Raw genomic sequence first — 26076 nt, 5'->3', positions numbered from 1 at the left:
GACAAATGTCACATTCGTGAACGCCAGAGGGAATCCCTTGATCTGCCGCGGTTTTCTCCAAACGCTCCATCTTTGAAAGATTTGTGACCATAAGGCTTCTATAAATTCATTTCCTGCTTTGCCGTTCATCTGTCATATGCCGAAGGGTCAACCAGGGATGTCTCCATAGCATCCGCATGCCAGTAAAGCGCATCACCTCGCGGATGCGCTGCTGATAATCGGGAGCATAGCAATGTACTTCGCAATAACGGCAGGAGGACTTGTCCTCCCCGAACCGGCAGTAAGTCAGCCGGTTCGAGGCATAGTCGGACAGTTTCCGGCACTCTGGGCATAGCTCATTGTCCATGCTCGCTGCTGGATGCTTGATTTTGCAATACATGGAAATCATGCGCTTGACGGTCGTCTTCTCCCGCCGGATTCTCGGACCATCGATTTCTTTGTGCCGTTCTCCCGTCCGGCTGGCCCCCCGCTGTTCTGTCACATTCATGCTTGACCTCCGTCCGCTTGTCCCGTCAGCTTTGGACCGCCGAATCCCCGCAACCACAAGAACCAGTTGGCTGCGAGCAATACCGCAATATAAATCAATAGGCCGAAGCTGAACTGGGCGGCGATATAATGGAACAGGCCAAATACCGCAAGCATCAGCATCAGGCCTATCATCTTTAAGCTTACACCCGATTGCGCTGCTTCAAACCTTTCCGAAAACGGATAGGTGCTCTTGTTGTTCACAACTAAGAAGCAGATCACGGCGTAGGCCAGGAGCCCAAGCCCTGCCGCGAGCAGATCAGGAATGATCCCTGCACCGAAGAGCACCATGAAGCATGCGGCTTCAAGCGCATAGACCGGCAACAACAGCCGTACGACCGCGGCGGCCAGCGTTCCTCGCTGAATCGGGATGCGGCTGCTCACCGGTGCCGTGCGATATATCCATGAAGCCTTATAGTTGCTTGAATACCTCAGCATCCAGACCAGGCTCGGCATTAACAAGGCACAGCCATAGATGAAGAGATGAAGCTGCGTCCCCCGCAGGCTCGCCCATCCATCCTGCATCCCCATCGCAAACAACATTATCGGCGGAAAGATCAGCGAAAAGCCGAGATTAGGGTATACCTTCAGCTTGAACTCACGCTCGCTGCCCATCATCCTCCAGGCAAAACGGAAGAAAGCCCTCTCTTGCCCTTCCGGACATAGCATCCGGGCGAGTCTGTTCACCCATCTTCCTGCTCCCTCTCTTTGACTGGCACCCGGGCCAGCCAGCTTCTGCAGGTTCTTCTCCAGGGATGGCATCAGCAAGACATAGATAATCCCGGCAACAGCAGGGACCAGCAGGGCAAGGCCTGAAGCTGCTGCTATCTCCGTGCGGTAATCTCCTTGAAGAAGCATCTGGTAAGGTGCTCCGAACCAAACCGGGGGAATCAGATAATGCCACCACTTAAATTGAATTACCGCTTGCAGATCTATGAACTCAAATGCCCGGATTAACAACTGATACCCCAGAGCGATCCCGATCGTAAGCCCGATCTGCACGTAATTGATCAGATCCTTCAGCCGTTCGCCGTCAAGCAGACGAAGCACAAGCAGATACAGCATCGCGGTCAGCGCAATGATCAACAGATCCATCAGCACAAGCTCCACCGCAAAGATCAGAAAGAAGCCTACTCCGTGACGGAATAGTCCAACACCGAGAGGAATGACGGCCAGCGCACCTGTTAGAAAAAACAAATAGTAGAAAATATGCAAGGCCTTCGCCATCGCGATCGTTCTACGGTTCACGGGTTTGGTTTGTAAAATGCTTCGGTCCCGGATATCCAGCAGCACCGAAGAAAAATCCGAGATAAGCGAGGTCATAATCATAAACATCAAAATTCCGAACACAAGGCTCATCTGAAAAATATAATTGTCGCCGTTCAGAACAAATAGGGAGGTAAATCCTCCAAAGAGCAAATAGAGCCACAACGAGCCAAAGAACTGATTCTTATCATGATCGGCATCGCGGACATGACGGCCCTGGCGGTTTCTCCCGGACTTGCCGACAATGGTCGGGGCCCTTCTCCCGTCCATCAGCAGCTTGGTCTGCAAAATGCGCCGCATCACGGGATAATCGATGCCTTGCTTCTCCAGCAAGCTCTTAAATCGATCCAGAATCTGCAAAAATTTCATTTCCTTCATTTGCTACACCTCTTGCACAATCGATACGAATCGTTCGGCGATCTCATGGTGCTCATTAAATCCCGTAATCTGATTGAAAATCTGCTCTAGCGAGCCCTGCAAATTCTGGCCTTTCAGCTCTTCAAAGCTTCCGTCAGCTGCGATTCTCCCGTCGTCCAGCAAAATGATTCGATGACTGATCTTCTCGACAACGTCCATAATATGCGAGGAATAGAAGATCGTTTTCCCTTGTGCAGCCAGCAGGGCCAGCAGCTCTTTGACGACCATCACGCTGTTCGCATCAAGCCCGCTAAGCGGCTCGTCCAGGAACAGAATATCCGGATTATGCAGCAGGCTCGAAATGATCAGCACCTTCTGCTTCATCCCTTTGGAAAAGGTAGAAAGCCTGGCATTCGCTGCATCTTTGAGCCCAAGTTGATCCATCATGCGCCGCGCCTTGCTTTCGGCAGTCTCCATGGACAGGCCGTAAAGCTCGCCGATAAACGTCAAATATTCGCGGGCGGTCAGCGTATCGTAAATATCTGCGGTCTCCGGCACATAGCCGATGCGTCGTTTGTACTCTGTATCGCCGTCAACGGGATTTGCCCCGTATACCCGTACTTCTCCCTGATAGCCTTCCACCAGTCCGAGCATGATCTTTACCGTGGTGCTTTTGCCGGCCCCATTAGGTCCGATATAGCCTATAATTTGTCCGGGATACGCATCAAAATCAATGCCGTTCAGCACGTATCGATCTCCGAACTTCATCCGCAAATCGCGGATCCTGATGACAGGCTCCGAGCTTTTACCGTCGAACCGATAAGTCATTCATCTCCACCCTTTCCACTATGAGTGAGTTTCCATAATTATCTAATCTCTAATTATGAAGGAATAACGGTAAAAAAGCACGGACTCCTATCACATTACGAACAAAAAAAAGAACCGGCTCCTGGAAAGACCGGTTCTTTCGATGATGGTATTAGGGCTGGGACGGCAGCCGAGTGAAGGAGGAAATGTCCACGCCAAGCCCTTGGGCGAGCCGCATACCGTATTCGGTATCGGCACGGAAGAAATTGCAGATGGCACGAAGCTGAATCTGTTCATTGGTTTGCTTCAGATCATTGATCATGTTCGCAATCAGATGGTTGCGCTCCTCTTCGGTAAAGCCCCGATAGAGCTCGCCGGCCTGGGTAAAATCATCGGTCTTCGCGATCTTCGCTCTGCCGATCATTCCGTCTACCGGAACTACGCTGTCGTTATAGCTTGGGTCCTCCTTCGGGCTGCTCTCCAGACTGTTAGGCTCGTAGTTCACCGGCGAAGGATCCTGCTTCACATTCATCAAGCCGTCCCGTTGGTGATTACGAACCGGTGCGTAAGGGCAATTGACAGGGATCTGCAAATAGTTGGCTCCCAGGCGATATCGTTGTGTATCCGGATAGGAGAACAGGCGGCCCTGCAGCATTTTGTCTTCGGATGGCTCGATGCCCGGCACCAGTACACTTGGAGAAAATGCCGCCTGCTCTACCTCCGCGTAAAAATTGTCCGGGTTTCGGTTCAACGTCATCGTCCCCACAGGGATAAGCGGATAATGGCTCTCCGGCCACACCTTCGTTGGATCAAGCGGATCAAAGCTCCACAGATCCAGGTCGTCCACAGGCAGCAGCTGTACATTCAGTTCCCACTGCGGAAAATCACCCTGTGCGATGTGGTCGTATAAATCACGCGTTGCGTGGTTGAAATCGCCGCCTTGAACCTCGCGGACCTCATCCGCAGTTAGATTGCGAACCCCCTGCTTGGATTTCCAGGTGTATTTTACATAGACGGTCTTACCTTCCGCATTAATCCACTTGAAGGCATGCACACCAAACCCATCCATTTGTCGGTAATTCGCCGGTGTTCCGTTGTTCGACAGCAGCCAGGTCATCATATGCGTCGACTCGGGGCTCAGGGTCATGAAGTCCCAATACCGCGCCGGGTCCTGAATGTTCGTGTCGGGGGAAGGCTTAAGCGAATGCACCATGTCAGGGAATTTGATCGCGTCCCGAATAAAGAAGACGGGCAAATGATTGCCTACGAGATCATAGTTGCCTTCCTCAGTGTAAAACTTAACAGCAAAGCCGCGAGGATCCCGGGCCGTCTCCGGGGAACCCTGCCCGTGGATTACCGTCGAGAAGCGGACAAGTACCGGCGTCTCACGCCCTGCTTCCTGCAGGAACTGCGCTTTTGTGAACTCGGACATACTGCGCTCGGTCACGAACACCCCATGCGCTCCTGCTCCGCGAGCATGCACAACCCGCTCGGGAATCCGCTCGCGGTCAAAGTGGGCCAGCTTCTCCAGCAGATGATAATCCTCCAGCAGAGTCGGGCCTCCTTGTCCCGCTGTCCGGGAATTCTGATTATCTCCTACTGGTGCTCCTTGGTTTGTGGTCATTCTGTTATTCATCTATTCATCACCCTCCGGTTATCATTATACTTAGACTTGGTCTAAATTATGTTTTTATTGTAGCATCCTCTGCCAGCCTGCTTCATGAAGCTTGCATGAGGGAAAGGTGAAGGATTGCGCGATTAACCTTGGTATTCATTCTCATTTGCGACGAACGCAAAAAATCCCTCCGGGAGCAAGCAGCTGTCACTGCTTCTCGGGGAAGGATTTTGATGTACAAGCATTTATTTCGCATGAATTGATATGCACCTACGCATAGTAATGGGTGTATTCTTAAGAACGACTCAACTCGCCGATAAGGAGGAAGCCTGGATAATGGACAATCTGCATGAATTCGTGGAGAAGGTGCACGATAAGCAGGACAAGGACGCCAAGAACCGCAAGCATGGGAAAGGCACCCCTTCCAGCCAATTGCCGAATAAGCAGCATGGAACCAAAAAGTAACATTTTTCGGTCTACTTTTGCTTCGCTTACCGATACCGATCAACACGAAGGGCTGCCCTATTAGATAGGAGCAGCCCTTCGTGTTGATCCGCCAATGCAAGCTAGTGATCATAAAGATCCTCGCCGGAGATGAACTCATTGAGAGCCTCATCGCCGGGTCCTTTATGATTTTTGATCTGGCTTAACCGGCCAGCCCGGCCCTCTCCGCCATTTCCAGACGGGGCATTCTGTCCGTTACTGCTGCCATTTCCGTCCCGGCGGCTCTGCTTATCACGCTTTCCCATTTTGCACCCTCCTGCCATGAATATCTGTATTCAAGCAATAGGCTGTGACAGACGGAAAGATTTTATGCGCCAGTCTTGAGAACGAGGGCGAAGCTCCAAGCTGTGCTTCCTACTCTTTAATCGTTACCGTCACCGGCGACCATTCAGCAGTAACCACCTGGCCATGAACGGAAACACTGCCCTCCGGCGAAATATCCTTCTCCGTCATGATGCCGAGGGCAATGGTGAAGCGATTGAACTTGATGGGCACGCCGCTCTCCCGACGAACCTCCTGACCGTTAACATAGAAAATAACCTCATCTATTGCGCGGTTGTACGTAATTTTGTACGTATTGAATTCGCGCGGCTTAAAGTCCGTATCTTCTTTGAACACACAGAAGTATTTGGTCTTGCCGGTATCCGGTACAGTCACTCCCGGGAATTGAAGCACGGCATAGACACTGGCGTATTTATCATTGCCTGCGAAGAAGTCCAATGCAGCTCCGGTTGAAAAATCAAGCAGATTCAGCGATACATAGCCGTCATATAGATCTCCCGGTGCGGTATTTTGCGTCCGGGCTCGGATTTGAAGCTCGAAGCTGACCTCGCCCTCCTCGGGAATGACGACCTCTTCATTCGAATAATACATATGCTTGGCATTGTCCAGAATTTGCACCTGATGATGCTGGCGGCTCAATGGTGCCCGCACATACAGGATGCCGTTGCGTACAATAACGACTGCTTCCGGCTCGCGGTACTCCCAGAAGCTCCCGTCCGGAAGCGGAAAACCGCCCATTTTCCAGACTTGTCCCTCATTTAGGATCGTATGAAAATCGCCGAAGACTTTTACCTGTTCCATGTATGATAATCCTCCTAATTGGTATTCTGTCCCGCCCTTTTATACAAGATGCGTCAAGCTACAGTTGGATCAAGCCTTGAACCAGCAATGCTGCCATCATGATAAGCCCGCAGCGGATCGAAGCCTGCAGGGAGGCTCCCATCAGCGGCAGATAAGCCGAAGACGGATTATGCGCCCCGAGCCGTCCGTAAATGCGGTAAAGCGGAATCGCCGTCAACAGCGCCAGCAGCGCATATAACGGAACCAAACCGATCACGGCACATAGGATCAGAAAGCCATAGGCGAGGAAGAGCAGCCATTTCGAGAAGCGCAGGGCCCGCTGTTCTCCCCACACGACAACCAGCGTATTCTTCCCTGCCTGCTTATCCGCTTGCCAATGCAGAAAATGATGGTTAAATAAGAGCAGGGTGGTAAGCAACCCGACGGGCATCGATAATAACGCCGCCTCCCAGCTTAAGCTCCCGGTCTGCACATAATAGGAGCCGAGGACAGGCAGCACTCCGAAGGACAGCAGGATTGCCACCTCGCCGTATCCCTTGCCCCGGTAGCCGAACCGGATCGGCGGTGCAACATAATAATAAGCGATCAGCCCTCCGAGAATAGCGAATGCCATGACGAGCCAACCGCTGAAGAGGCTGAGTATGACACCGCTCAGGATCCCCAGTCCGAACAGGGACCAAGCTAACTGGGCAAAGGTTCGCTCACTCATTTTGCCGCCTGCCAAATAACCTGAATTGGTCGAGATGGCATCTGTCGTCTCCTGGGCCAAAGTATCTGCTCCGCTGCGGTAGTCCCACAGGTCATTGATCATATTGGAGAATAGGTGCGCCGAGGCTGAACCGATCAGAGTAAGTACGAACAGCCAGGGGTGGAACTCTCCTTTCCACATAAAAGCGCCAAGGGCGCCAAGAAAGACAGGAACCAGCATGACCGGAATGACCCGGAATCGGGATGCTTTCTTGAAGTTTGTCCATGTATTCAAGCTGAGTTCATCTCCCGTTTCATAATATAGAGTGTTAAAAATATCACACTCTAATTATACCTGAACTTCTCTGCGATGGAATGGGTAAATTTTGACCGGTGTCATTAGCTCCTGGCCGGAAGTAATCTATCTGTAAATTACACCCAAATCCTAGACTAAAGTCCAGCGATCATCTACCCTGGAGACGGAAGCATCGGGGCTTCGAATATAGTAATCTGTATTATATCCATTACATAAGTGAAGGAGTATGTGCATGCACCGTAAAAATTGGCTTGGCCCGGTATTGATTTTACTGGGGATCTATCTATTCTTTTTCCGCAAAGAGGCCATCGATGCCGGAACCTTATTCGGCACCTTCTGGGCTACGATGTTCATTATTCCGCTAGGCTTGTTCTTCCACTGGCTGTACTTCTCGCTAAGCAACCATAGAACAACCGGACTGCTCATTCCCGGGGGAATACTGTTTACCGTCGGCGTCGTCTGCCAGATTGCCACGCTGTTTGACAGCTGGCAATATTTATGGCCGGGTTTCCTTCTTGCTCCTGCCGTCGGCCTGTTTGAATTTTACTGGTTCGGAAATCGGAATAAATGGCTGCTCATTCCGATCAACATCCTTGGCGGATTATCGGTATTGTTCTTCGCCGTCTTCTCCCTGGGCTCTCTCTACAACAAGACCATTCTCGGCCAGCCTTTGCTCGCGATTGCATTAATCGCAATTGGTGCAGGTGTGATGCTATCTCCGAAGAAGAGAAAGTTTTAAATTGCGAGTTCAAAGAAAAAGTTTCAAGGGTAATTGCAAGAATCTGCAAGATTCGATGCTGAGTCAATCTCTTGAACAGCAAAACAGGGCTTTCCCAAAAGACTTGATTTGGCGGGAGGCCCTGTTTGTGTTAAGAGACTGGTTTCCAGTCTTGCAATTTGGTGTGTATAATGCAGACTTGGTCGGAATTTTACAGAATCTGTTCAAATAGCCCATCTTCTGTTTAGGCGAAACAAATGCGTATGGCTGTTGCTGCGCTCTTGCCTTCCCCTACGCTTCAGCCCAAACCTGCCGCTCGGAGATCATGGTCTGCCCGGTCCGGATAGCTTCGCCCATCAGCAGGCTCAGATACTGATCCTGGCAGGCCTCCGCCAGACTGTAGAAAGCGGGCCCCCCGGCAGTATAGGCCGCCATATCCAGCAGGCATGAGGCCATGGCAAGCTCCTCGTCACTTAGCCTTGCTCCCGGAAATGGATTTTGATATACCCATTCTCCGCCAGCCAGAACCCCTTTATGGTAATAACCCTCCAAATCTCCGGCTTGCCCGGCATCCACACGCTGCATTTGAATCGCTACAGGTGTACGGTAGTCCTTCAGATAACGGATATCCGTTCCTTCCATTTCGCCCCGATACCCTCGAATCAGGACCCGATTTTGCCGGATTGCCGAGAAATACTGGTCATAGGAAAAATCATACACTGCGCTCTTGCCGCCAAACTTCAGCAAAGCAAGATCCTGCCTCGAATCCACCAGCAGCTCCTCGCTTGGCCAACCTGCTCTTCCCGGGCCTTGAATAATCGGGGCGACCAACTGCTCACCGGATATTTCCGCCTCTTCGAACCCGACGCCAAGCAAGTGGCGGATCAGGCTGATGCCATGATAGCCATGTCCGGAAGACACCTGAACATGCGATACGCCGCCAATTATTCCCGACTTCACTACAGCTAACCGGGCCGCATGCAGGGGCTGGCGAATGAATTGTTCCGCGACCTGGATCCCCTGACCGGAATGCGTCCGCTGATATAAATTCCCCAATCCCTCCAGGCTGTCTGCAGGCGGCGTCTCCGTCAATACAGGGATTCCGGCTTCCGACAGCCGAATGATATATTCCGGGGCCACATCGCGAGGCAAGGACACTACGGCAAAGTCAAATGCTCTTCGCGATAGAAAGCCTTCCAGATCCGAGGTAGCTTTCACTCCCCACTTTAATTCCATTTCCCGGGCCTTCCGGTTATCCCGCATCCACATCTCGCCAATCTCGAACAGCTCAGGCAAAGCCTTGGCAATCCTAAGGTAAAATTCCGAGCGCCAGCCTCCTCCCAAAATACCGAAGGTACACTTTCCTTGTCCCCCTGCTATCACTTCTTGCATCCGTCTCATCTCCCACATTCGTCAGAGTCTTCTGTTCCTTCTAGAAGTTGTTGTTCATAACCGTCTATTTATAGAATATTCAATTCAGTTGCAGCTCAGAGCATAAATAGCAAGGCCAGAGCCAGGATCACAATCCGGCCTGTCGAGATCAGCACGAAGTTCTGAACCGCCAGCTTGAATGTATACTGCTTGACCGGATTATCAGCAAATCTGATTAAATTTTTCCGAACAGGAATCAGCGTAGCAAGCGCCAGAATGACCAGAAGAAGAGGCACCTTCAACATGATCAATACGATCAGATCGATATAGGAGGCATAATACAGCCAGCGGAATAATTGAATGGCCCTTGGTCTGCCAATATAGACCGGCAAGGTATACCGTCTGTTCTCGATATCATCCTCAACATCGCAAATGTTGTTCGCCAGCATAATGTTGGCAATTCCGAATATTGCCGGGACGGAGATCAGCAGAATCAGCAGTGTCTCCAATAAATCCACGTGCAGGGTCACCGTCAGACTTTGAATATCCAGGTCAAGACTTGCCAGCTTGTCCTGTGCATGAATGTAGACAGAGACGAAAGGAATGACGAATCCCATGAACAATCCGGAGAAAATCTCGCCGAGCGGCATCCGGGAGATAGCGAGCGGTCCGAAGGAGTACAGAATGCCGACTGCAAAGGATAATCCTCCCAGCAGCAGAAGCAGCCAGCCCGTCTCCATGAACAGCCACAAGCCTGCTCCGATTGCGAGGATAAGCAATACTATAATGATTGCCGCTACTCCTCTAGGGTTCATTTTGTATTGAACGATCGCATTATGCACTTCGTATCCGTAGCCGTGCTTGCGCTTGGCTTTTATATAGTCGTAGTAATTATTAATAGCCGTTGTCGCCATATCAAAGCTCAGTAATGAGATGAGCATTAACGCAAAATGCAGAAGTTCAAAGTCCCCAAACCGGTAGACAGCATACAACGTTCCCAGAATGAAAGGAATGATGCTGGCAACCTTCGTCTGGATCTCAACCAGCTTTAAGTATTTTACAATAAACATAGATGTTGTCTCTCCTTCTCTCTCTCTTGATCCTCTCGCATCTTAGCTTATTATATTGCATTACGACATGGGATGTCAGAACATCACGAAAAAAAAGGAATCCTCTTGCTCCATGTAGAAAAGATTGTAGAAAGATCTGTCATCCTAGGGGGCAATTTAGGTATGTTGCAGCATAAGAAGAAATATCTTCCTCTACTTCTGGCAGGCTGGTTCACCGCCTTGGCGGCCTTGGCCCTTGTCCTTGAAGCAAATGAGTTGCACCTGATTTTCGGCATATCTCTGGTCTTCACCAATATTGTGCTCCTGATGATGATCCGATGCTATGGATTATATCTTGGATTGCCTGTCGCTGTTCTTGTGTACGGAATTTCTATCTGGGGCATGGGAGCTCCTTATTTCCGTGCGGTCTTCCTGCTGGAGTTGATTGCTGTCGGCTTGCTGCTGCGCCAATCCAAGAAGGATGCGATGCTGCGGGCGGATAGCCTGTTCTGGCTATGTATTGGAGGACCCTTAATTCTGGCTGTCTATTTCGTAAAAGACCATAGCGTTTCTATCGAATGCTGGTTAATGATTTTCGTCTCGGTAACCAATGGTTTAGCCAATGTGCTCGTTGCCGATATTCTGCGCAGGTATTTGCCCGTCGTTCAGATAAAAAAGGGCTTTACGATTCGCGAGGCTCCGTTAACCTTCAGCAGAATCCTCTTTCAAATCATTAGCGTCTGCATTGCTCTGCCTTTCCTGTTCTATGCTGTGAACAACAGCCGTACCGCGGAAAGCTCTGTCTCCGGCTATGCTGAGCAACTGGCATCCAATACGGCCCAACATATATCGATGGATATCAACAGCAGTGATATCTCCTATGCGGATGGCGGGCTAAGCCTCACCCCGCTGCAGGAACAAGAACTTAAATCCCTCATTGAGCGATACAGCTCCAGGGACGACTATCGAATCATCCTAAGCGGACCACAGAATGAAATTATAGCGGATAGCGCTACTCTGTCTGAACGCAGCAACGAATCAAGATCAGCTTCCTCTATGATGGATCCGGTGTACTCCTTAAACCGGCCATCCAACTTTTATCTCTCTGAGCAGAAGGCAAGGATCATGATGCCCCTGGAAAGATGGGATGGCGCACAATATATTTTTCAATCAGATTTGAAACCGCTTCCTTTGGGGCTGGACATTCTGGTTCCTCTAGCTCCCTACCGCGCGGAGATCTATGCCCAGCACCTGAACCAATTTTTAGTCCTTGTCCTGCTGTTCTTCTGTGCTTCCGCCGTAGGCAAGCTGTTAACCCAGCGAATTCTCCGGAGCCTAGTTCAACTGACCACGATGACGACCAACCTGCCCGACAAGCTGGTCTCCTCCCAACAGGTGACGTGGCCTAAGAGCCGGATTTATGAGGTGCGTTCGCTCATTCGCAACTTCCGTATGATGTCCAACAAGCTGGTTCATATGCTTCAGGACTCCCTACAGAATAACCTGCTGTTGGAGGAGCAGACCTCACGACTGCTCAAGTCAGAGAAGAAGCTCCATAAGCTGGCTTACTATGATATGCTGACCGATTTGCCGAATCGGCTGCATTTCAAGGAATATACACGCTCCCTGAATCTGGAGAGCGACAAGGAGCCGAAACGGCCCTTCGCGGTCATGTTTGCAGACCTGAACCGGTTCAAGCAGGTGAACGATACCCTTGGCCATTCCATAGGCGACCTGCTTATCAGCATGGTATCCGCCCGCTTCGCTACACTTGTATCGGAGGCATGCAAGCTGTTCAGGTTGAGCGGGGATGAATTCCTGTTCGTGCTTCATTATGAGGATATCCAGGACGTGCAGGAGGTGGCGCAGCAAATCTGCCGGCTGCTCGACGAGCCGTTCGACATTGGAGGACGCCCGCAGTATATTACGGTAAGCGTAGGCATCAGCGTCTATCCGTTCGACGGCTTCAGCATGGAACAAGTCATGCGCAACGCCGATATTGCCATGTACGTAGCCAAAGAGCAAGGAGATGGCCTCTACCATTTCTATGACAACTTAGTCGAAAATGAACGGGCTGAGAGCATGCAGCTGGAGGCCGACCTTCGCCGGGCCTTGCACGGCGGCCAATTTCGGCTCTACTATCAGCCGAAGATCGACGCCGCTTCCCGAGAGATTATCGGTGCAGAAGCCCTGCTTCGTTGGCTGCACCCGGATCTCGGTTCCGTGCCTCCGGACAAGTTCATTCCATTGGCGGAAAATTCGGGTCTCATTCTGGATATCGATGAATGGGTGCTGCGTGAGGCTTGCCGCCAGAATAAGCAATGGCAAGATGAAGGACTGGCCAGATTCCCTGTCGCCGTGAATATCTCAGCCAGACACTTTTACCAGAATAATCTCATTTCCATGATCACCCGCACCCTCCGCGAGACCGGACTCGAGCCGCAATACCTCGTGCTGGAAATCACCGAAGGCATGCTGATCCGTAATGTGGAATACAGTGTGAAGGTGCTTGAGGAATTAAGGCAGATGGGAATTCATATCTCCATGGACGACTTCGGGACGGGATACTCGTCGTTAAGCCAGCTTGATCGTTTGCCATTATCGGAGATGAAGCTTGATCGTTCATTCCTTAGCGGTCTGCTCGAAGATTCGAAGAAATCGTCGATTGTGCGGGCGGTCATTGAGCTTGGACATCACATGGATCTCCAGGTCGTTGCCGAGGGGATTGAAGCGTCCGAAGAGCTGGAGTATTTGACCGAGCTGGAATGTGATCAATTCCAGGGTTACTTCTTCAGCAAGCCGTTGCCAAGCTATGAATTCATCATGTTCGTGAAGCACTGGATTGCATAACCATTGCGGCCCAGAGGGCGATCAGCTACAATTTATTCAGGAACTACACACATAACAGGCGGGAGGACCTACGTTGCTGAACTCCATTGCACGAGAAGACTGGATCGGTGCTTTTATCTTTTTGGGAGTGCTGATTGTCGTATCCTGGCTGAATCTGCGTAAGATGGGCTCGGGCAAGTATGATTATAAAGCCTTGCGCAAGCGAGGGCTTATGTGGACAGAGATCACTGTTCTGCTCTTCATGCTCCAGCTTATTCTTCGCAAGGGGGATAACCGATTTCTTGTCTTGCTCGGAATGCTTGTTCTATTTGCCGCCGGCCAATGGCTTGGCGCGATCTACTATGACCGCAAGCTTGGTAACCGGGATTAGAACTCCTGCAACGAATACAGCCTTGAGACGGATCGTCTCAAGGCTGTGCTATGATTAGCGCTTATGTAAGTACGCTTGGTTTATCTTGCAATTTCGGTGATCTCGGTAAATATCGAATACTGGTTCCGGCCTTCCCTTTTGGCCTCATACATAGCCTCATCCGCTCTGCGGATCATACTATCCAGATCGCATGGCCCACCCTCATATGCACAGATGCCAATACTCGGAGTCGCAATAAGAGAGCATCCCATGTAGTAGAACGGACGAGACAGACTCTCGATGATCCGCTCTGCCACTCTGGAAGCGTCCCTCGCATCACTGCCTACCAGCAGCAGCAGGAACTCGTCTCCTCCCAGGCGGCAGACCATATCCGAATCTCGAATGATCCCCGACAGCCTTCCGGCAATTTCTTTAAGGAGCATATCTCCGGCACTGTGGCCATAAGCATCGTTTACCTCTTTGAAATTGTCCAGGTCGATGAACAAAACGGTCAGCTTCGATATTCCTTCTTCAATACAGCGCTCAAACTGCATGTTGAAGAGCGCCCGCTTAGGCAGTGTCGTTAATTCATCATGATAGGCAAGGTACGCCACCCGATCTTCCAATTGCTTGCGTTCAGTAATGTCGATGATAACTCCATCCAGCCGTTCCAAATGCCCATAATCATTATAATGAGGCGTACCTCGAACCTGAATCCACCGATAATAACCGTCAACACGCTGAATGCGGCATTCAATCGTGACGCTTCGTTTATTAATGAGCAGCTCTTTCTGGGCCTGTGCAATCAAATATTGGTCCTCTGGGATTACAATTCCCGTCAAAGCAAGATAGCTGGTTCGAAAGTGCTCTGCCGGATAGCCTGTAATCTGCGTTATCCCTTCCGATACGAGAACACTGTCTTCATTCATATCGAGCGTCCAGGTAGCGATATCCACACTGTCCAGCACATGACCTAGCTGCCTTGCATTTTGCTGTGCTCCCTTCCAGATCGACTGCACGAATTTCGTAAAGAGAATAGAGAAAGCGCATGCAAACACCCCATAGATCATGAAATAGACCACATCCGTCTTATCTGCGCCAGGGAACAAGTCATCATGCTTCAATAGAAACAGATAACTGGAGGTAACCGTATATAGGGTGCCCGACAGAAGTGTTGCTTTCAGATTCATATAGAGCAGCGTAATCATCGGGAGCAGTCCCAGGAAGATCATGTTGACGACAAAGGGGTGTTTGATCGTTAGAAGCAGCAGGAAGGTATACAACGCGGTAATCAGCAGGAGCATTGTGGCTTCCGGTGCTATACGCCGCATGATCAGGAACGTTAGAACAACGCCCAGCAGCAAGCCTACCGGCGGGTTCAGTACATATACACTTTGATCGACAATCAAGTTCACTGCGACAGTAATGATATAAAAGCCCCAAACAAGCTTGATCATCAGCATATTTCTGCGCTGAGTTTCTTGCAGTTTACTCATTTCCCTAGCCACACTCTCTCAAATAAATAGTATAAAAGAACTAAGTGCTTCCTTCTATATTACACCTTTGGGAATTATAAGGGTATAGTTTTTTTATATATCCGCACAGCAAAAATCGGATACACATCGTGCATCCGATCACTGATCCGATTCTATATGAAGCTTTCCTTTTCTGCTACCGTTGGATTGTAGGCTACGGCTGCCAGGCCTTCAACTAAATGGCGTGCACGGCTGACTATGCCTGCAACTTCGGCATTTTCCTGTTGAATGAGATAGACTGCGTAATCCAATTCATAAAATCCTGATAAATCCACTTTAAAATTTGTTTCCCAGAAATTATTCATCGCCCAGGAATACAAGACCTCTTTATTTTTCCTCGCGCTCTTCTCATTACACAATTCGACAAGACTGCTCTCCAATGGGCCAAATGTCACAAGCGGCGTATCTTTCATGGCGACGAAAAGATGATGGTTCTTATTTTTTAGGCAGACGCCATTATCGAGTAAATAAAAGGATGTATTCGTACCCGGCAATTGATCGATTCCCGGTTGAAAGATTGACCCTGACTTTTCAAAATAGCAGTCTGTTTCTGCTGGAGAGCCATAAGTAAACGGCAGGGACACATAAAGATTCTCAGGTGCCCACTCCATATTCTTTTGCACACGAATTGTGACATCGATCTGTGGAGTCCTCTTATAAACAGTCAGTATCACATCATACATTTGGGTTCCTGCTAATGTATAGGACAGCAATACTTTAGCAAATAAAGTTCCATCCTCCAGTTGCCGAACGTTAGTTAATTTTGCATGCTCCCTCAATGTTGCAGGTGCTTTGCGGTTCCTCCCCATTCGACTCCGAACCATATAAGGACTCGGATCATTTGGTGTCATCTCGTAAACCCCCGAGAACGGCGCATGGACCGCATTCGGATGAAGCAGCTGTGCGCCCGTGGTACGATCAACAATCGAGGTAATGCCTTTGCCAGGTTCGATGATTACATTTAAATGATCCGTTTTAATGCCATAGACAGAAACATCATGAGAAAATCCATCGTATGGGGCAATGTCTTCTATGCGTTCCGCTCCAATATGGGCATGATTGTAGTATTTGGAATTTGCCTTTTGCACGACTTTTCTTCTCAAACGCACAATGCGTTCTTCCTTTGGCGCCATATCCAGATAGAACGAGACTTTCTTCCCCCGTGAGCTATGCGATACCTGCGAATCAATCACAGTCCCTGTTACGCAATCCACCACTTCCACAAAATCATTTAACAAAGTGAAATAGGAATCATCCACCGTTTGCCAATGCTGCACATAGACACTGGTCAAAGCATGCACCGGTTCATCATGCGGATTGATGACCTTAAAGAAACTCTCGCGGTCTAACTGATTAGGCGCTTCTCCGTAAGCTTCCAAAACATCATCTAAATGATTCGCCATTAATCGATGGCCGTTAATAGCATAGGCGGATTTGCGCATATCCAATAGGTTGACAAAAGCATCCCAAGGCTCCGAGACGGATGAATGAAACCCCCACGTATGCTCGGCATACATCATAAGCTGACCCTCTGCCGCTTGCAACTGCTTTTGGTCAGCCAACACGCCCGTTGGATCCAGCTTGTTGATCAAGCGATAATTGCGTTGCGCTTCACGATACAGCTTTACTCCGGAAGGGGTAGAGCCGACTCCATCTGCCCACCAGTCAGGCCAATCTCCTTTGTAGGTAGGGATGTTTAGCTCTCTTTTTCTCAATTGCTCAAAAAATTCATTCAGTGTGACTAATTCGACCGTAATCCTCTCGCCATGCAACTGATTCCAACGATGGATGCCTTCCATCATACGGGGACTGGTAGGCGAATTATCCGTAACAATCCCGCTGATCATCGCCGGGCAAAAGTCAAATTCATACCCTTCCTTTTCTAAAAGTTCAAAGAACTCGAACACACGCGATTCCGTGATTTTTAGCTGGTCCTCCCAATCTTGCTCGGAAAAACCTGCAACGCCGTATTGTTTGCTTTGGTCGGAGTTAGGAATAAATAAGAAATCGTTCCCTATTTGATAGTGGTCCCCGTTCCAAACCAATAACTTGTTGCCGTCTTGCGTCTCCCACCAGAAAGGAGTCTGTTTTTTAAATAGCGGAAACATCCCATGATGGGTATGCAGACATGAAAAGAAATTACGGATGCCATTTTGATACATCGCCTCTGCATAGCCCCACGAAAAGCCGTTGATATCCGCAGTCATCGCCGAATCAAAGGTTCGATCAAACCGGCTGACATAATCTCTGGCCGCTTTAAATTTTTTATTCAAAATCGCGAAATCGACTAATTCTGTCAAATTCAAATACGTTAACGAAATATCGATGAAGCCGCGCTGAACATACTTTTCAAAAGTACGGATTTCTTCGGGTGCCGCTTGTGCTAAAAATTGTTCTACTTGCCAGTAATTTTCGCAGGTATACTTATACCCTTCCCACTGCGGTGCTTCCCCGTTCTCGATCTTCTCCAAGAAACGCAGCGCGCTTCGGATATAATGCACATGGTAACGGCTGATTTTCTCTTGTCTATCGGTGTATCCAATATCCGTATGTGAATGATGAACCAAGTACAATATTTTTTTAGACATCTTCTTCTCCCCTTGTCTGATCTAAAATAATCCTATACAAGCCCTTTAGCGTAGATTTCGCCGGATCCTCCGACACCCGGACGTTTGGCTGAACAGGTTGCAACTCTTGAAGCAGCGATTCTTTGAATAAAGGCATGCTCTTGCTAAGTTGACCCCCAAAAACAATTTCCTCCGGCTCAAAAACTGCTGCGAATGACGATATTCCCTCACCGAGCAACTGGCCAAAGGCTTGAAAAATGGCTGCCGCTTCCTTATCGCCGTCCAACGCAGATTCCGCTAATTTCTTCCCGTTGTCAAACGGATAGTTCTTGTCTTCTGCTAGTTGTCGCAACCCATTGACAGAAAGATACTCATCCAGTACTCCTTCTTTAAATGGTGTATCATACAGCATCCCTTCCGCATTCAAGCCGTATCTGTGTCCAACGACACAGCCATGTTCAATAAAGGTCGAACCACAGCCTGTCCCCAAGGTCAAATAGATTCCCTTCTGAATAAATGAATTTGCATGATATTCCCCTAGCGCAAAGCATCTTGCATCATTCCCGAAAATAACCGGCACCTGCGCTCGCCCGCTATTCTTTAGCCACTCTTGCACGCATTGTCTAAGATTTACCAGATAAAGAGCGTCGTATTTTCTAAAATCCTTCATCAAGCTAATGCCGTTTTCGTAGTCGAATGGTCCGGGAAAAGCAAACCCGATCGCTTGTAACGGATCTCCTCGCTGTTCGATTTCCTTAATGGTTTCCAGCAGTAGTTTTTGCAAATGCTCCAAAATTACCAATTTTGTCTCGCTGGCAAAGGAGGGAACATGGCGACTGCTGGAATAAAGCCATTGGTTGCCTGCCAATGCATTGATTTTGATCTCCGTGCCCCCTACATCTAACAACAAATAACATGGTTTCATCCTGCACCTCGATTTCTATCGAATAAACGCTTTTATCGTTCTGCAAGTTTTCCCAGCCGATTTTCCCGTTGGTGTGACGCGGTACCGTTGAATCGTTGCCGGTAAAATCACCGTTTGAGCATAGTGAACCACAAAAGGAGCAAATGATTCATCCAGGCTTTCAATCGTTACTTCCTCGCCCTCGACTAAATTCAATACATTGACCCCTTGATGGTTCAGATGATCGACGGGCTGCGAAAAGGTATGCCGCCGTGTTTCGATCCATTCCAACTCGTGTAGTCCAGTTCTTTCTTCTTGCCAACCTTCTCCTTCTGCAACAACAACGAATTGATTAATCAATTCCCTCCTAACAAACTCTTCATCCCGGCGCATATCCAAATTGGGTTCACCATGATTCAAATGAACAGCTCGCGGCTTGCCGTCTAAATCAACCCGCCCCCAATCCCATAGTTTAAACGTGAACCGATTGGGTGTTGAACTGATTTCCAATACAACGCTATTTGCGCCGCTGGAATGTATGGTTCCTGCTGGAATTAGATAATGATCATGCTTGTTGATCGGTTGTTGATAAATAAATTGCTGATCATCAAAAGGTTCTTCACCAGCCTCTGCCCGCTTAAGCGCGGACATAACGGCTTCTTTTTCTGTCCCGTTTTTAAATCCCAGATATATATTCGCTCCTTCCCCAGCATGCAGAACATAGTAACTTTCATCCTGGGTGTAAGGTACGCCGAAGGTATCTTGGATATAGGTCAATTTCGGATGAACCTGTAAGCTTAAATTTTGCCCCCCAACGGTATCCAGAAAATTAAAGCGAATTGGGAATTCCGCCCCAAACCGTCCGAAGACACGAGGGCCCAACACTTCTTCTCCGTTAAAGAACATAAGATTGTTTGCCGGTGTTTCAAAGGCTGCCTCACCAAAGTCCAGCAGCAAGCTATTTTCTTCAGGCACACCGTTAAAGCACCAAGCTAAGTTCACTTCTTCTTTTCTAAAATCAAACGTCTCTTGCATCCAATGTCCGCCCCAAACACCAGGGTCAAAAAACGGAACAAGTGAAAAGGGTTGTCTCGAAGCTTCTTCTAATGCCTTAAAATAACTGGATGCGGTCAGCATTACCGGCTCGGCTTTATGTGTATCAAGTACATAATCAGCTCTGGAGAGAGCCCTTTTTTTCTGCCGGTCTGCTACTTGCCATTCAAAGAAATAACCGCGTTTGGCCATCTGCAGCCAATCCTCGCCGGCATTATGTGCTTTCCAGTTCGGGAATTTTCCCGATCGATATCGGGTTTGAATTTCCCAGCGTGATAAATCCGCATAAATCAACAAGTCCGGGGCTGTAACGAGGCTGGCGCCCACACCATAAATCAGAACTAAACCCGGTCTCGCCCCGGCAATTTGCCTTTGAACAGCTGCCAGTTTAGCCGAATCAACGAACTCTTCCATGCAGTGGTTACTCATCACGCCAAAGACGCGGTCACTCGTCAAATTGCGCGCAATCATTTGCTCAAACGATGCATCATCTACAAAAACAGCATCACTATGAATGACCAGGTCCGGCGACAAAGGCCGGATCAATTTTTCAAGCAGCTCTTGCTCATCTACGACAGGATAATTTTCAATTGTTATGACATTAAGACCTTTAGCTTTCACTTCTTGCATTATTTGTTGAACAATGACATCATAACGAAAGAACGCTCGATGTTCACCCTTGACCTTGACGGCAGGATAGAAATCATATTTCATTCTGCAATCCCCTTTGATTTGTATTTCACTTACACGATAACATGTTCACACCGTGTTTTTTGTCTATTTTTAAAGCCTTGATATCAAGCCTTATCCTCTATTGTTATAACAATAGGACAAAAAGGAGCCTGAAGATGAAACAGCAAACGACTTCCGAACCCTTGTATATTCAAATCGCCAATATTCTCAGAGAAAATATCCGGACAGAAAAGTGGGTAGAAGGACAACGCATTCCCACTGAAATGGAATTGTGCGACATTTATCATGCGAGCCGTATCACGATTAGAAAAGCAATTGACGAGTTGGTGCGAGATAATCTATTGATTCGCAAACGCGCAAAAGGAACCTTCGTCAATCGCTTCTCGCTAGAAAATGCGGACTACTTTACCATGGTCAAGAGCTTCACTCAAGAGCTGTTGGAACAGGGAAAACTCCTAATCACAATGAAAGCGGAAGTTAAAAGGATTCCAGCCGATTATCAAATCGCCAAGTATTTAAAAATAAATCCAGGCGAAGACGTTCTCCTGTTAACTCGCATCAGGGGATCTGATGATGATTTCCTCGCTTACTTCAAAACATACGTCCCTTACCGACCAGGCTTTTCACTGTCTCCGAAGGATTATTACGGGTCATTTTATGAGTATTTGAAGACGTTTCATATCGTTATGAATAAGGAAAGCGAGTATGTAGAGGCCATGCTCGCCAATAGCGAATTGCAGCGGATATTGAAAATGACCAAGCATGAGCCCGTCTTAAAAAGAGTCCGTTTCACCAGTTCTTCCGCTTCTCAATTTCATGAATACACTGAGTGCTATTACATTGGAAAGAAATATAGATATTATTTAGACTTTTCGAAAAAGTAAATAAAGAAAAGACCTGGGGACGAATCCCCAGGTCTTTGTTGTTACTATATAAGTTGAACTATTAAATTTTACGTTTTGAGGGCAACGTAGTTTTATAGTTCAACCTATATAGTATTAAAATGCTGCTGTGAGCTTCAAGGTACCTCGTGATCAAAAGCCGATTTTTGAACTTCCTCTTTTACAATACGTGTTCAAACAACCGGCTTTTCAGCACCGAGAAGCTTGCGTGAACCCGAAGAAGGAGGAACGGAGTGTAGGAGAAGCCTACATGAGTACCGGACTTCGAGGGTGAACGCAAGATTCGACGTCGAATCAACATCTCGAAATACCTCGTGATCAAAAGCCGATTTTTGAACTTCCTCTTTACAATACGTGTTCAAACAATCGGCTTTTCAGCACCGAGAAGCTTGCGTGAACCCGAATAAGGAGGAACGGAGTGTAGGAGAAGCCTACATGAGTACCGGACTTCGAGGGTGAACGCAAGATTCGACGTCGAATCAACATCTCGAAATACCTCGTGATCAAAAGCCGGTTTTTTGAACTTCCTCTAAGGGATATATTGTTGGACAATCTTAGTAACCTTCCCATCCTCGATCGTCAAATGATACGGAAAATCGCGGACATCCACTATATCGGTATGGTGAAGCAAGGTGTCCAGCTTCGACAACGAAATGCGTTCATTCCACTGAATGCCGACATCGGCAAAATCTCCGGTCCGGTCATACACCTGCATAATCACTACAGCGTCCTCCGCCACGGCCAGTGGCAGCAAGAGCTCGCTCTCATTGACAATAAAGTAACCGTCCGGCGGTCCGTCAATTCCTGCATCAGGCTCGTATTTGGCGAATTCAGCCTTCGCCTCTTCCCCTGTATACCATTGAACCGGGTCTACGACGATCTCGCCGCTTCCCTCATCCGTCAGGTTCAACTGGTCTATATATACGGTAAGTTCTTGTCCATCCCGAATGGCTGGGCGGGCAGAGCTGTCTTTACGATCTGCAGCGCCCGAACTCGACGTAACCAACGAAGACATCACGACAACAAGGAACAGAGCGAGCACGACACTTAACCTTTTTTTCATCTTAACCCCGCCTTTCCAGTCTCCGGCAATTTCAAAATCACCATGACATGATAAGAATAAATAACCATTTTCCGGAATTTCAAACACCGGAGGTTATATCTTACCTTCATTATATAATGAAAAAACCGGAAATAGGTCACAGCGAGGTTAAGACCTGGTAACAATAAATTCTTTATTTCTACCGGATACTACGGCGCTCAGCGGCTTAATGAGCCGGGAAGAACACGAGCTGAATCACGAAAATAAGACCAAAGATATAGAGCAGCGGATGCACCTCGCGGCCCTTGCCGCTGACAAACTTCATCACAGGATAAGTAATGAATCCGACTGCGATCCCCGTAGCGATGCTGGCAGTGAGCGGCATCATCAGCATGATAGCGAACGCAGGGAAAGCCTCATCGAAGACTTTCCATTGGATTCTTGCCAGGCCTTCCATCATGAAGCATCCTACAATAATGAGCGCAGGCGCGGTTATGGCGGAAAGCGAGGAAATGGCACCGACGAGCGGCGAGACGAAGATAGACAGGGCAAACAAGCAGCCGACGACCAGAGAGGTAAGCCCGGTACGCCCGCCTGCTGCAACGCCTGTGGTCGATTCGATATAGGCGGTGGTAGGACTCGTGCCGAACATGGAACCGATCGTCGTTGCGGTTGCATCCGCCAGCAGAGCCGACTTCGCACGCGGCAGCTCGCCATTCTTCATCGCACCGGTTTGTTCGGCAACGCCGATCAATGTCCCGGTGGTATCAAACAGAGTTACGAGCAGGAAGGCAAATACCGTGGTGTAGAGCCCTTGCGAAAATACGCCCGGCAAATCCATATCAAAGAAGACAGGGAGCGGCGGCGCAGAGAAGAAGCCGTCAAAATGCAGCTGACCGGTGAAGTAGCCGATCAATGCAGTAATCGCCATCCCGATGAACAAAGCTCCCGGAATCCGGCGAGCCATTAAAATCAAAGTGATGAATAGACCCAGAATCGTCAGCAATGTGACTGAACGGTGCAGGTCGCCGAATGTAACCAGATTGTCGGGGTTTGCTACCACAATGCCTGACATTTTTAAACCCAGGAAAGCAATAAACAAACCGATTCCGCCGGTAATTCCATATTTAAGGCTGTCCGGAATCGCCCGGATCAGCGCTTCGCGCAGAGAGGTCAGACTGAGCAGCAGGAACAGCAGTCCCGCCAGAAAGACTGTTCCCAGGACAACCTGATAGGATAAGCCGGTCGTCGCTACGACGCTTGTGAAGTAAGCATTCAAACCCATCCCCGGAGCAATCGCAATCGGGTGGTTCGCGAACAGCGCCATAAACAGAGTGCCTATGACAGCGGAAATCACCGTGGCCATAAACACTTGATCGAACGGAATGCCTGCGGCCGATAGAACAGCCGGATTAACGACAAGAATATAGGCCATCGCCAGAAAGGTGGTAAGCCCGGCCAGCAGCTCCGTTTTCACGCTGGTCCCATGCTGCTCCAATTTAAAAAACTTTTTCATCGAACATAAATCTCCCTTCATCATGTCACAAAAAAGATGTCGAACTATTGTATTGTCCTTCTATCCCCTATCTTCGTCAAGGAATTAAGCAAACAAACAGAAGGCTGGTCCGCAAACAGTCGAAAACTGTTCACGAACCAGCCTTAAAAGACCATAGATATATGCGGTTATTCTTCAATCCGTATCTCGAAAAGTCTCGCTGTTCTTGCTGCCGGAAGGGTAACCGAAAGCTTGCCCTCTGCCGCATCCCAGGCATGTTCACCAGCAAAATTCAACGGATAAGCACATTGGACGTTGACCTTCCTCCCAATCAGATCCGGCAGGTCCAGCACGCGCGCTGCAGGTTGATCTCCATTACCGTCCGTATCACGGGCTCGCCACACCGCAATAAACTGCCGCCCATCTGCACGAAGCCCCATGGCAATCCATTCATCCTGCTGTGTCGGCAGCCCCCATGGCCAGAACGGAAGGGCCTCGGGAATCTCAGACCGGATGGTCTTGTAGTAATCGAGACCTTCCTTCACGAGTTCCTTGCGTCTAGGATTCAATTCCGCAAGGTGCCCGCTCTGATGCACACGCAGCAGCAAGGCGTTAACCATGTTGAAGACGACTTCTTCATCATCACCTTCCTGAAGCGGATAAGACCATACCGCCGCTTGCTCGGGTGTCAATGCAGATGGGGCCGTGGCCGCAATCGCCGCATAATTCACATAGTTCTCCTGATCACTGGTGGATTGAATGCTATATCGGCTAAGCATGGCGTAATCCATCCGCATTCCGCCGCTGGAGCAATTCTCGATCACCAGAGCCGGATATTTGGCAAAAATGCCATCCAGCCAAGCCAGGTAAGCCCGGTTATGACGAAGCAGCCCGTCTCCGAAGCTGTCCGATTCCCGTTCTGTACCGATACCGGCATTGATATTATAGTCCATCTTGATATAGCCGACGCCGTAATCCTCCACCAACCGGCGAATGACTTCCGTGGCATACGCGGCAACCTTCGGATTGCTGTAGTCCAGCTGGTAGCGGCTGCGGTCCATCACCCGCTTGCCATGCCGCATGAAGAACCAGCTGTCATCGGTGTCCTTCAGCTTCGGACTATGGATCCCCATGACCTCCAGCTCCAGCCAGAGACCGGGAACCATTCCCTTGCCGCGGATGTAGTCGAGCACATACTTGATCCCTTCCGGGAAGCGCTCCTCCGATGGCAGCCACTCGCCAACGCCGCTCCACCATTCACCCGGCGCATACCAGCCGGCGTCAATGCAGAAGTATTCGCTGCCTACCTCAGAAGCCGCGTCGATTAAAGGCAGCAACTTGGCCGTCGTAGGACTTCCCCACAGGCAATTCATATAATCATTAAAAATAATCTGCAGCTTGCGATTATCCTCATTCGGCCGGCGAATGGCGCGGCGATAGCGGGTCAATTCCCCAATCGCCTGCTCAAAGCCTCCATTCGCCGCCCCTACCGCGACAGGGATGCTGGAGAAGCTCTCACCTGGCTTAAGCTGCTTCCACCATTGATTATCGTGCTCGGTCGGCCCGCTGATCAGCAGGGTGACATAATCGAATTGGTCGAACATCTCCCAGTGCCAGGATCCATTGTGCTCAATCTGCCATACCAGCGTGCTCTCGGCTTCTTGATTTTCCAGCACGGCCATCGGAATATGCTCGGCAGCTGACCACGAGCCTGTATTGCTGCAAGCAATCCGTTTGGAGGACCGGTCCGTTACATGAGACAGCCCCAGCTCAGGAAGACTGTAAGACCGCCATTGCAGCTCGCTCTGCCAGCCGGTGTGCGGAATAAAGAGCCTTAATTTCTCATCGCGGGAGAGCACGCCCTCTTTATCAACACCCGTGAGCGCAAATGAAGACACATACTCTACCCCTACCGGCTCCTTGCCCTCATGTACCAGATCCACCCATGAGCGCAGCATGCCGATGCCATCAAGAAATTGAAAATGTTGAATCGCCTTCAAGCCTGTTTCATCATCGGCTAAAGTGATAGCCAGTCTACGTCCCATGCCGTTTCGGTTATCCTCATGACTTGCGTATTTCATCCGCAATCCGGGATAAGAAGCCCGATGGGTACGCCCATGGTATTCATCCCGGTCTTCGCCGGTTAACTGCAACTCCATCAGCCGAAAGCCGGGTCTTTGCTTCTCCTCGATAAAGGAGGCCTGGTAAGGCGTCGAGCCAAAATGAAGCAGCCGTACATCAAGCTGATCTGTAATTTCAATGACAAGATGAAGTCCGTTTTCTACAATGACCAGGTTCTGTGCCATTATTAACACCCGCCTATAAAAAAATAGTTCAATCCGCCGCAGCACCCCTTCGAGCATTGCGGCGAATTGACGCTATAGATCC

21 protein-coding genes are annotated in these 26076 nt (G+C 49.2%); 5 read left to right on the top strand and 16 right to left on the bottom strand.

The genetic code is table 11. The features are described 5' to 3' along the window. Positions 1-106: 106 nt before the first annotated feature. The 4 genes from KQJ23_RS03025 to KQJ23_RS03010 all read right to left on the bottom strand — a co-directional run bounded on the left by KQJ23_RS03025 (position 107) and on the right by KQJ23_RS03010 (position 4591). Positions 107-487: a nitrous oxide-stimulated promoter family protein gene (locus tag KQJ23_RS03025; RefSeq protein WP_216477203.1), complete on the bottom strand. Its 381-nt coding sequence runs from the start codon at positions 485-487 to the stop codon at positions 107-109. Beyond that, complete coding sequence (locus tag KQJ23_RS03020; RefSeq protein ID WP_216477202.1) at positions 484-2169, bottom strand: hypothetical protein; 1686 nt, start codon at positions 2167-2169, stop codon at positions 484-486. The genes KQJ23_RS03025 and KQJ23_RS03020 overlap by 4 nt, the downstream gene beginning before the upstream one ends. A 3-nt stretch (positions 2170-2172) precedes the next feature. Further along, positions 2173-2976 carry an ABC transporter ATP-binding protein gene (locus KQJ23_RS03015; RefSeq protein WP_216477201.1) on the bottom strand — a complete coding sequence of 268 codons (804 nt, stop codon included), beginning with the start codon at positions 2974-2976 and terminating at the stop codon, positions 2173-2175. 151 nt (positions 2977-3127) lie between these two features. Beyond that, a complete protein-coding gene (locus KQJ23_RS03010) occupies positions 3128-4591 on the bottom strand; it encodes a catalase (protein ID WP_216477200.1) in 1464 nt (487 codons plus the stop codon). Positions 4592-4906: 315 nt separating this feature from the next. On the opposite strand from KQJ23_RS03010, the gene KQJ23_RS03005 reads away from it, so the two are divergent. Beyond that, positions 4907-5035 (top strand): DUF4023 family protein, encoded by a 129-nt coding sequence (locus tag KQJ23_RS03005; RefSeq protein WP_216477199.1) that lies wholly within the window; start codon positions 4907-4909, stop codon positions 5033-5035. A gap of 101 nt (positions 5036-5136) precedes the next feature. On the opposite strand, the gene KQJ23_RS03000 is transcribed toward KQJ23_RS03005, so the two are convergent. From KQJ23_RS03000 to KQJ23_RS02990, 3 genes are all read right to left on the bottom strand, one after another. Beyond that, entirely contained in the window at positions 5137-5319 is a 183-nt protein-coding gene (locus tag KQJ23_RS03000) for a hypothetical protein (protein ID WP_216477198.1), read from the bottom strand. Positions 5320-5428: 109 nt separating this feature from the next. Continuing rightward, complete coding sequence (locus KQJ23_RS02995) at positions 5429-6157, bottom strand: DUF6081 family protein (RefSeq protein ID WP_216477197.1); 729 nt, start codon at positions 6155-6157, stop codon at positions 5429-5431. 58 nt (positions 6158-6215) lie between these two features. Beyond that, a complete protein-coding gene (locus tag KQJ23_RS02990; RefSeq protein ID WP_216477196.1) occupies positions 6216-7139 on the bottom strand; it encodes a prenyltransferase in 924 nt (307 codons plus the stop codon). A gap of 253 nt (positions 7140-7392) precedes the next feature. On the opposite strand from KQJ23_RS02990, the gene KQJ23_RS02985 reads away from it, so the two are divergent. After that, positions 7393-7899, top strand: a complete 507-nt coding sequence (locus KQJ23_RS02985) for a hypothetical protein (protein WP_216477195.1) — start codon at positions 7393-7395, stop codon at positions 7897-7899. Between the two features lie 270 nt (positions 7900-8169). Here the strand turns inward: KQJ23_RS02985 and KQJ23_RS02980 are convergent, their stop codons facing one another. Both KQJ23_RS02980 and KQJ23_RS02975 read right to left on the bottom strand, forming a co-directional pair. Continuing rightward, positions 8170-9270: a Gfo/Idh/MocA family oxidoreductase gene (locus tag KQJ23_RS02980; RefSeq protein ID WP_216477194.1), complete on the bottom strand. Its 1101-nt coding sequence runs from the start codon at positions 9268-9270 to the stop codon at positions 8170-8172. Between the two features lie 95 nt (positions 9271-9365). After that, complete coding sequence (locus KQJ23_RS02975; protein ID WP_216477193.1) at positions 9366-10319, bottom strand: 1,4-dihydroxy-2-naphthoate polyprenyltransferase; 954 nt, start codon at positions 10317-10319, stop codon at positions 9366-9368. 162 nt (positions 10320-10481) lie between these two features. Here KQJ23_RS02975 and KQJ23_RS02970 point away from each other — a divergent pair, with 162 nt between their 5' ends. Together KQJ23_RS02970 and KQJ23_RS02965 are read left to right on the top strand one after the other, a co-directional pair. After that, a complete protein-coding gene (locus tag KQJ23_RS02970) occupies positions 10482-13148 on the top strand; it encodes a putative bifunctional diguanylate cyclase/phosphodiesterase (protein WP_216477192.1) in 2667 nt (888 codons plus the stop codon). A gap of 73 nt (positions 13149-13221) precedes the next feature. Next, positions 13222-13518 (top strand): hypothetical protein, encoded by a 297-nt coding sequence (locus tag KQJ23_RS02965; protein WP_216477191.1) that lies wholly within the window; start codon positions 13222-13224, stop codon positions 13516-13518. A gap of 80 nt (positions 13519-13598) precedes the next feature. On the opposite strand, the gene KQJ23_RS02960 is transcribed toward KQJ23_RS02965, so the two are convergent. The 4 genes from KQJ23_RS02960 to KQJ23_RS02945 all read right to left on the bottom strand — a co-directional run bounded on the left by KQJ23_RS02960 (position 13599) and on the right by KQJ23_RS02945 (position 20270). Continuing rightward, positions 13599-14993 carry a sensor domain-containing diguanylate cyclase gene (locus tag KQJ23_RS02960; RefSeq protein ID WP_216477190.1) on the bottom strand — a complete coding sequence of 465 codons (1395 nt, stop codon included), beginning with the start codon at positions 14991-14993 and terminating at the stop codon, positions 13599-13601. 152 nt (positions 14994-15145) lie between these two features. Next, positions 15146-17620: a glycoside hydrolase family 38 N-terminal domain-containing protein gene (locus KQJ23_RS02955; protein ID WP_216477189.1), complete on the bottom strand. Its 2475-nt coding sequence runs from the start codon at positions 17618-17620 to the stop codon at positions 15146-15148. Further along, positions 17613-18524: an ROK family protein gene (locus KQJ23_RS02950; RefSeq protein WP_283571146.1), complete on the bottom strand. Its 912-nt coding sequence runs from the start codon at positions 18522-18524 to the stop codon at positions 17613-17615. The genes KQJ23_RS02955 and KQJ23_RS02950 overlap by 8 nt, the downstream gene beginning before the upstream one ends. A gap of 15 nt (positions 18525-18539) precedes the next feature. Then, complete coding sequence (locus KQJ23_RS02945) at positions 18540-20270, bottom strand: class I mannose-6-phosphate isomerase (protein ID WP_216477187.1); 1731 nt, start codon at positions 20268-20270, stop codon at positions 18540-18542. 134 nt (positions 20271-20404) lie between these two features. On the opposite strand from KQJ23_RS02945, the gene KQJ23_RS02940 reads away from it, so the two are divergent. Further along, a complete protein-coding gene (locus KQJ23_RS02940; protein ID WP_216477186.1) occupies positions 20405-21133 on the top strand; it encodes a GntR family transcriptional regulator in 729 nt (242 codons plus the stop codon). A gap of 547 nt (positions 21134-21680) precedes the next feature. On the opposite strand, the gene KQJ23_RS02935 is transcribed toward KQJ23_RS02940, so the two are convergent. The 3 genes from KQJ23_RS02935 to KQJ23_RS02925 form a co-directional block, all read right to left on the bottom strand. Beyond that, positions 21681-22214, bottom strand: a complete 534-nt coding sequence (locus KQJ23_RS02935; protein WP_216477185.1) for a hypothetical protein — start codon at positions 22212-22214, stop codon at positions 21681-21683. A gap of 205 nt (positions 22215-22419) precedes the next feature. Continuing rightward, positions 22420-23709 (bottom strand): NCS2 family permease, encoded by a 1290-nt coding sequence (locus KQJ23_RS02930; protein WP_216477184.1) that lies wholly within the window; start codon positions 23707-23709, stop codon positions 22420-22422. A gap of 167 nt (positions 23710-23876) precedes the next feature. Beyond that, positions 23877-25994, bottom strand: a complete 2118-nt coding sequence (locus tag KQJ23_RS02925) for a glycoside hydrolase family 36 protein (protein ID WP_216477183.1) — start codon at positions 25992-25994, stop codon at positions 23877-23879. Positions 25995-26076: the final 82 nt, after the last annotated feature.

The sequence above is a fragment of the Paenibacillus brevis genome, assembly GCF_018919145.1.
In the GTDB taxonomy this organism is placed as follows: domain Bacteria; phylum Bacillota; class Bacilli; order Paenibacillales; family Paenibacillaceae; genus Fontibacillus; species Fontibacillus brevis.
The sequence above is the reverse complement of the archived record's forward strand: the minus strand, read 5'-3'. Positions and strand labels throughout refer to the sequence as shown.

Coding starts and splice junctions, on each gene's coding strand:
- KQJ23_RS02940 (WP_216477186.1), top strand. CDS start 20,405: ATGAAACAGCAAACGACTTCCGAACCCTTGTATATTCAAATCGCCAAT.
- KQJ23_RS02945 (WP_216477187.1), bottom strand. CDS start 20,270: ATGAAATATGATTTCTATCCTGCCGTCAAGGTCAAGGGTGAACATCGA.
- KQJ23_RS02930 (WP_216477184.1), bottom strand. CDS start 23,709: ATGAAAAAGTTTTTTAAATTGGAGCAGCATGGGACCAGCGTGAAAACG.
- KQJ23_RS03010 (WP_216477200.1), bottom strand. CDS start 4,591: ATGAATAACAGAATGACCACAAACCAAGGAGCACCAGTAGGAGATAAT.
- KQJ23_RS03000 (WP_216477198.1), bottom strand. CDS start 5,319: ATGGGAAAGCGTGATAAGCAGAGCCGCCGGGACGGAAATGGCAGCAGT.
- KQJ23_RS02925 (WP_216477183.1), bottom strand. CDS start 25,994: ATGGCACAGAACCTGGTCATTGTAGAAAACGGACTTCATCTTGTCATT.
- KQJ23_RS02985 (WP_216477195.1), top strand. CDS start 7,393: ATGCACCGTAAAAATTGGCTTGGCCCGGTATTGATTTTACTGGGGATC.
- KQJ23_RS03020 (WP_216477202.1), bottom strand. CDS start 2,169: ATGAAGGAAATGAAATTTTTGCAGATTCTGGATCGATTTAAGAGCTTG.
- KQJ23_RS03005 (WP_216477199.1), top strand. CDS start 4,907: ATGGACAATCTGCATGAATTCGTGGAGAAGGTGCACGATAAGCAGGAC.
- KQJ23_RS02955 (WP_216477189.1), bottom strand. CDS start 17,620: ATGTCTAAAAAAATATTGTACTTGGTTCATCATTCACATACGGATATT.
- KQJ23_RS02995 (WP_216477197.1), bottom strand. CDS start 6,157: ATGGAACAGGTAAAAGTCTTCGGCGATTTTCATACGATCCTAAATGAG.
- KQJ23_RS02970 (WP_216477192.1), top strand. CDS start 10,482: ATGTTGCAGCATAAGAAGAAATATCTTCCTCTACTTCTGGCAGGCTGG.
- KQJ23_RS03025 (WP_216477203.1), bottom strand. CDS start 487: ATGAATGTGACAGAACAGCGGGGGGCCAGCCGGACGGGAGAACGGCAC.
- KQJ23_RS03015 (WP_216477201.1), bottom strand. CDS start 2,976: ATGACTTATCGGTTCGACGGTAAAAGCTCGGAGCCTGTCATCAGGATC.
- KQJ23_RS02950 (WP_283571146.1), bottom strand. CDS start 18,524: ATGAAACCATGTTATTTGTTGTTAGATGTAGGGGGCACGGAGATCAAA.
- KQJ23_RS02935 (WP_216477185.1), bottom strand. CDS start 22,214: ATGAAAAAAAGGTTAAGTGTCGTGCTCGCTCTGTTCCTTGTTGTCGTG.
- KQJ23_RS02975 (WP_216477193.1), bottom strand. CDS start 10,319: ATGTTTATTGTAAAATACTTAAAGCTGGTTGAGATCCAGACGAAGGTT.
- KQJ23_RS02980 (WP_216477194.1), bottom strand. CDS start 9,270: ATGCAAGAAGTGATAGCAGGGGGACAAGGAAAGTGTACCTTCGGTATT.
- KQJ23_RS02960 (WP_216477190.1), bottom strand. CDS start 14,993: ATGAGTAAACTGCAAGAAACTCAGCGCAGAAATATGCTGATGATCAAG.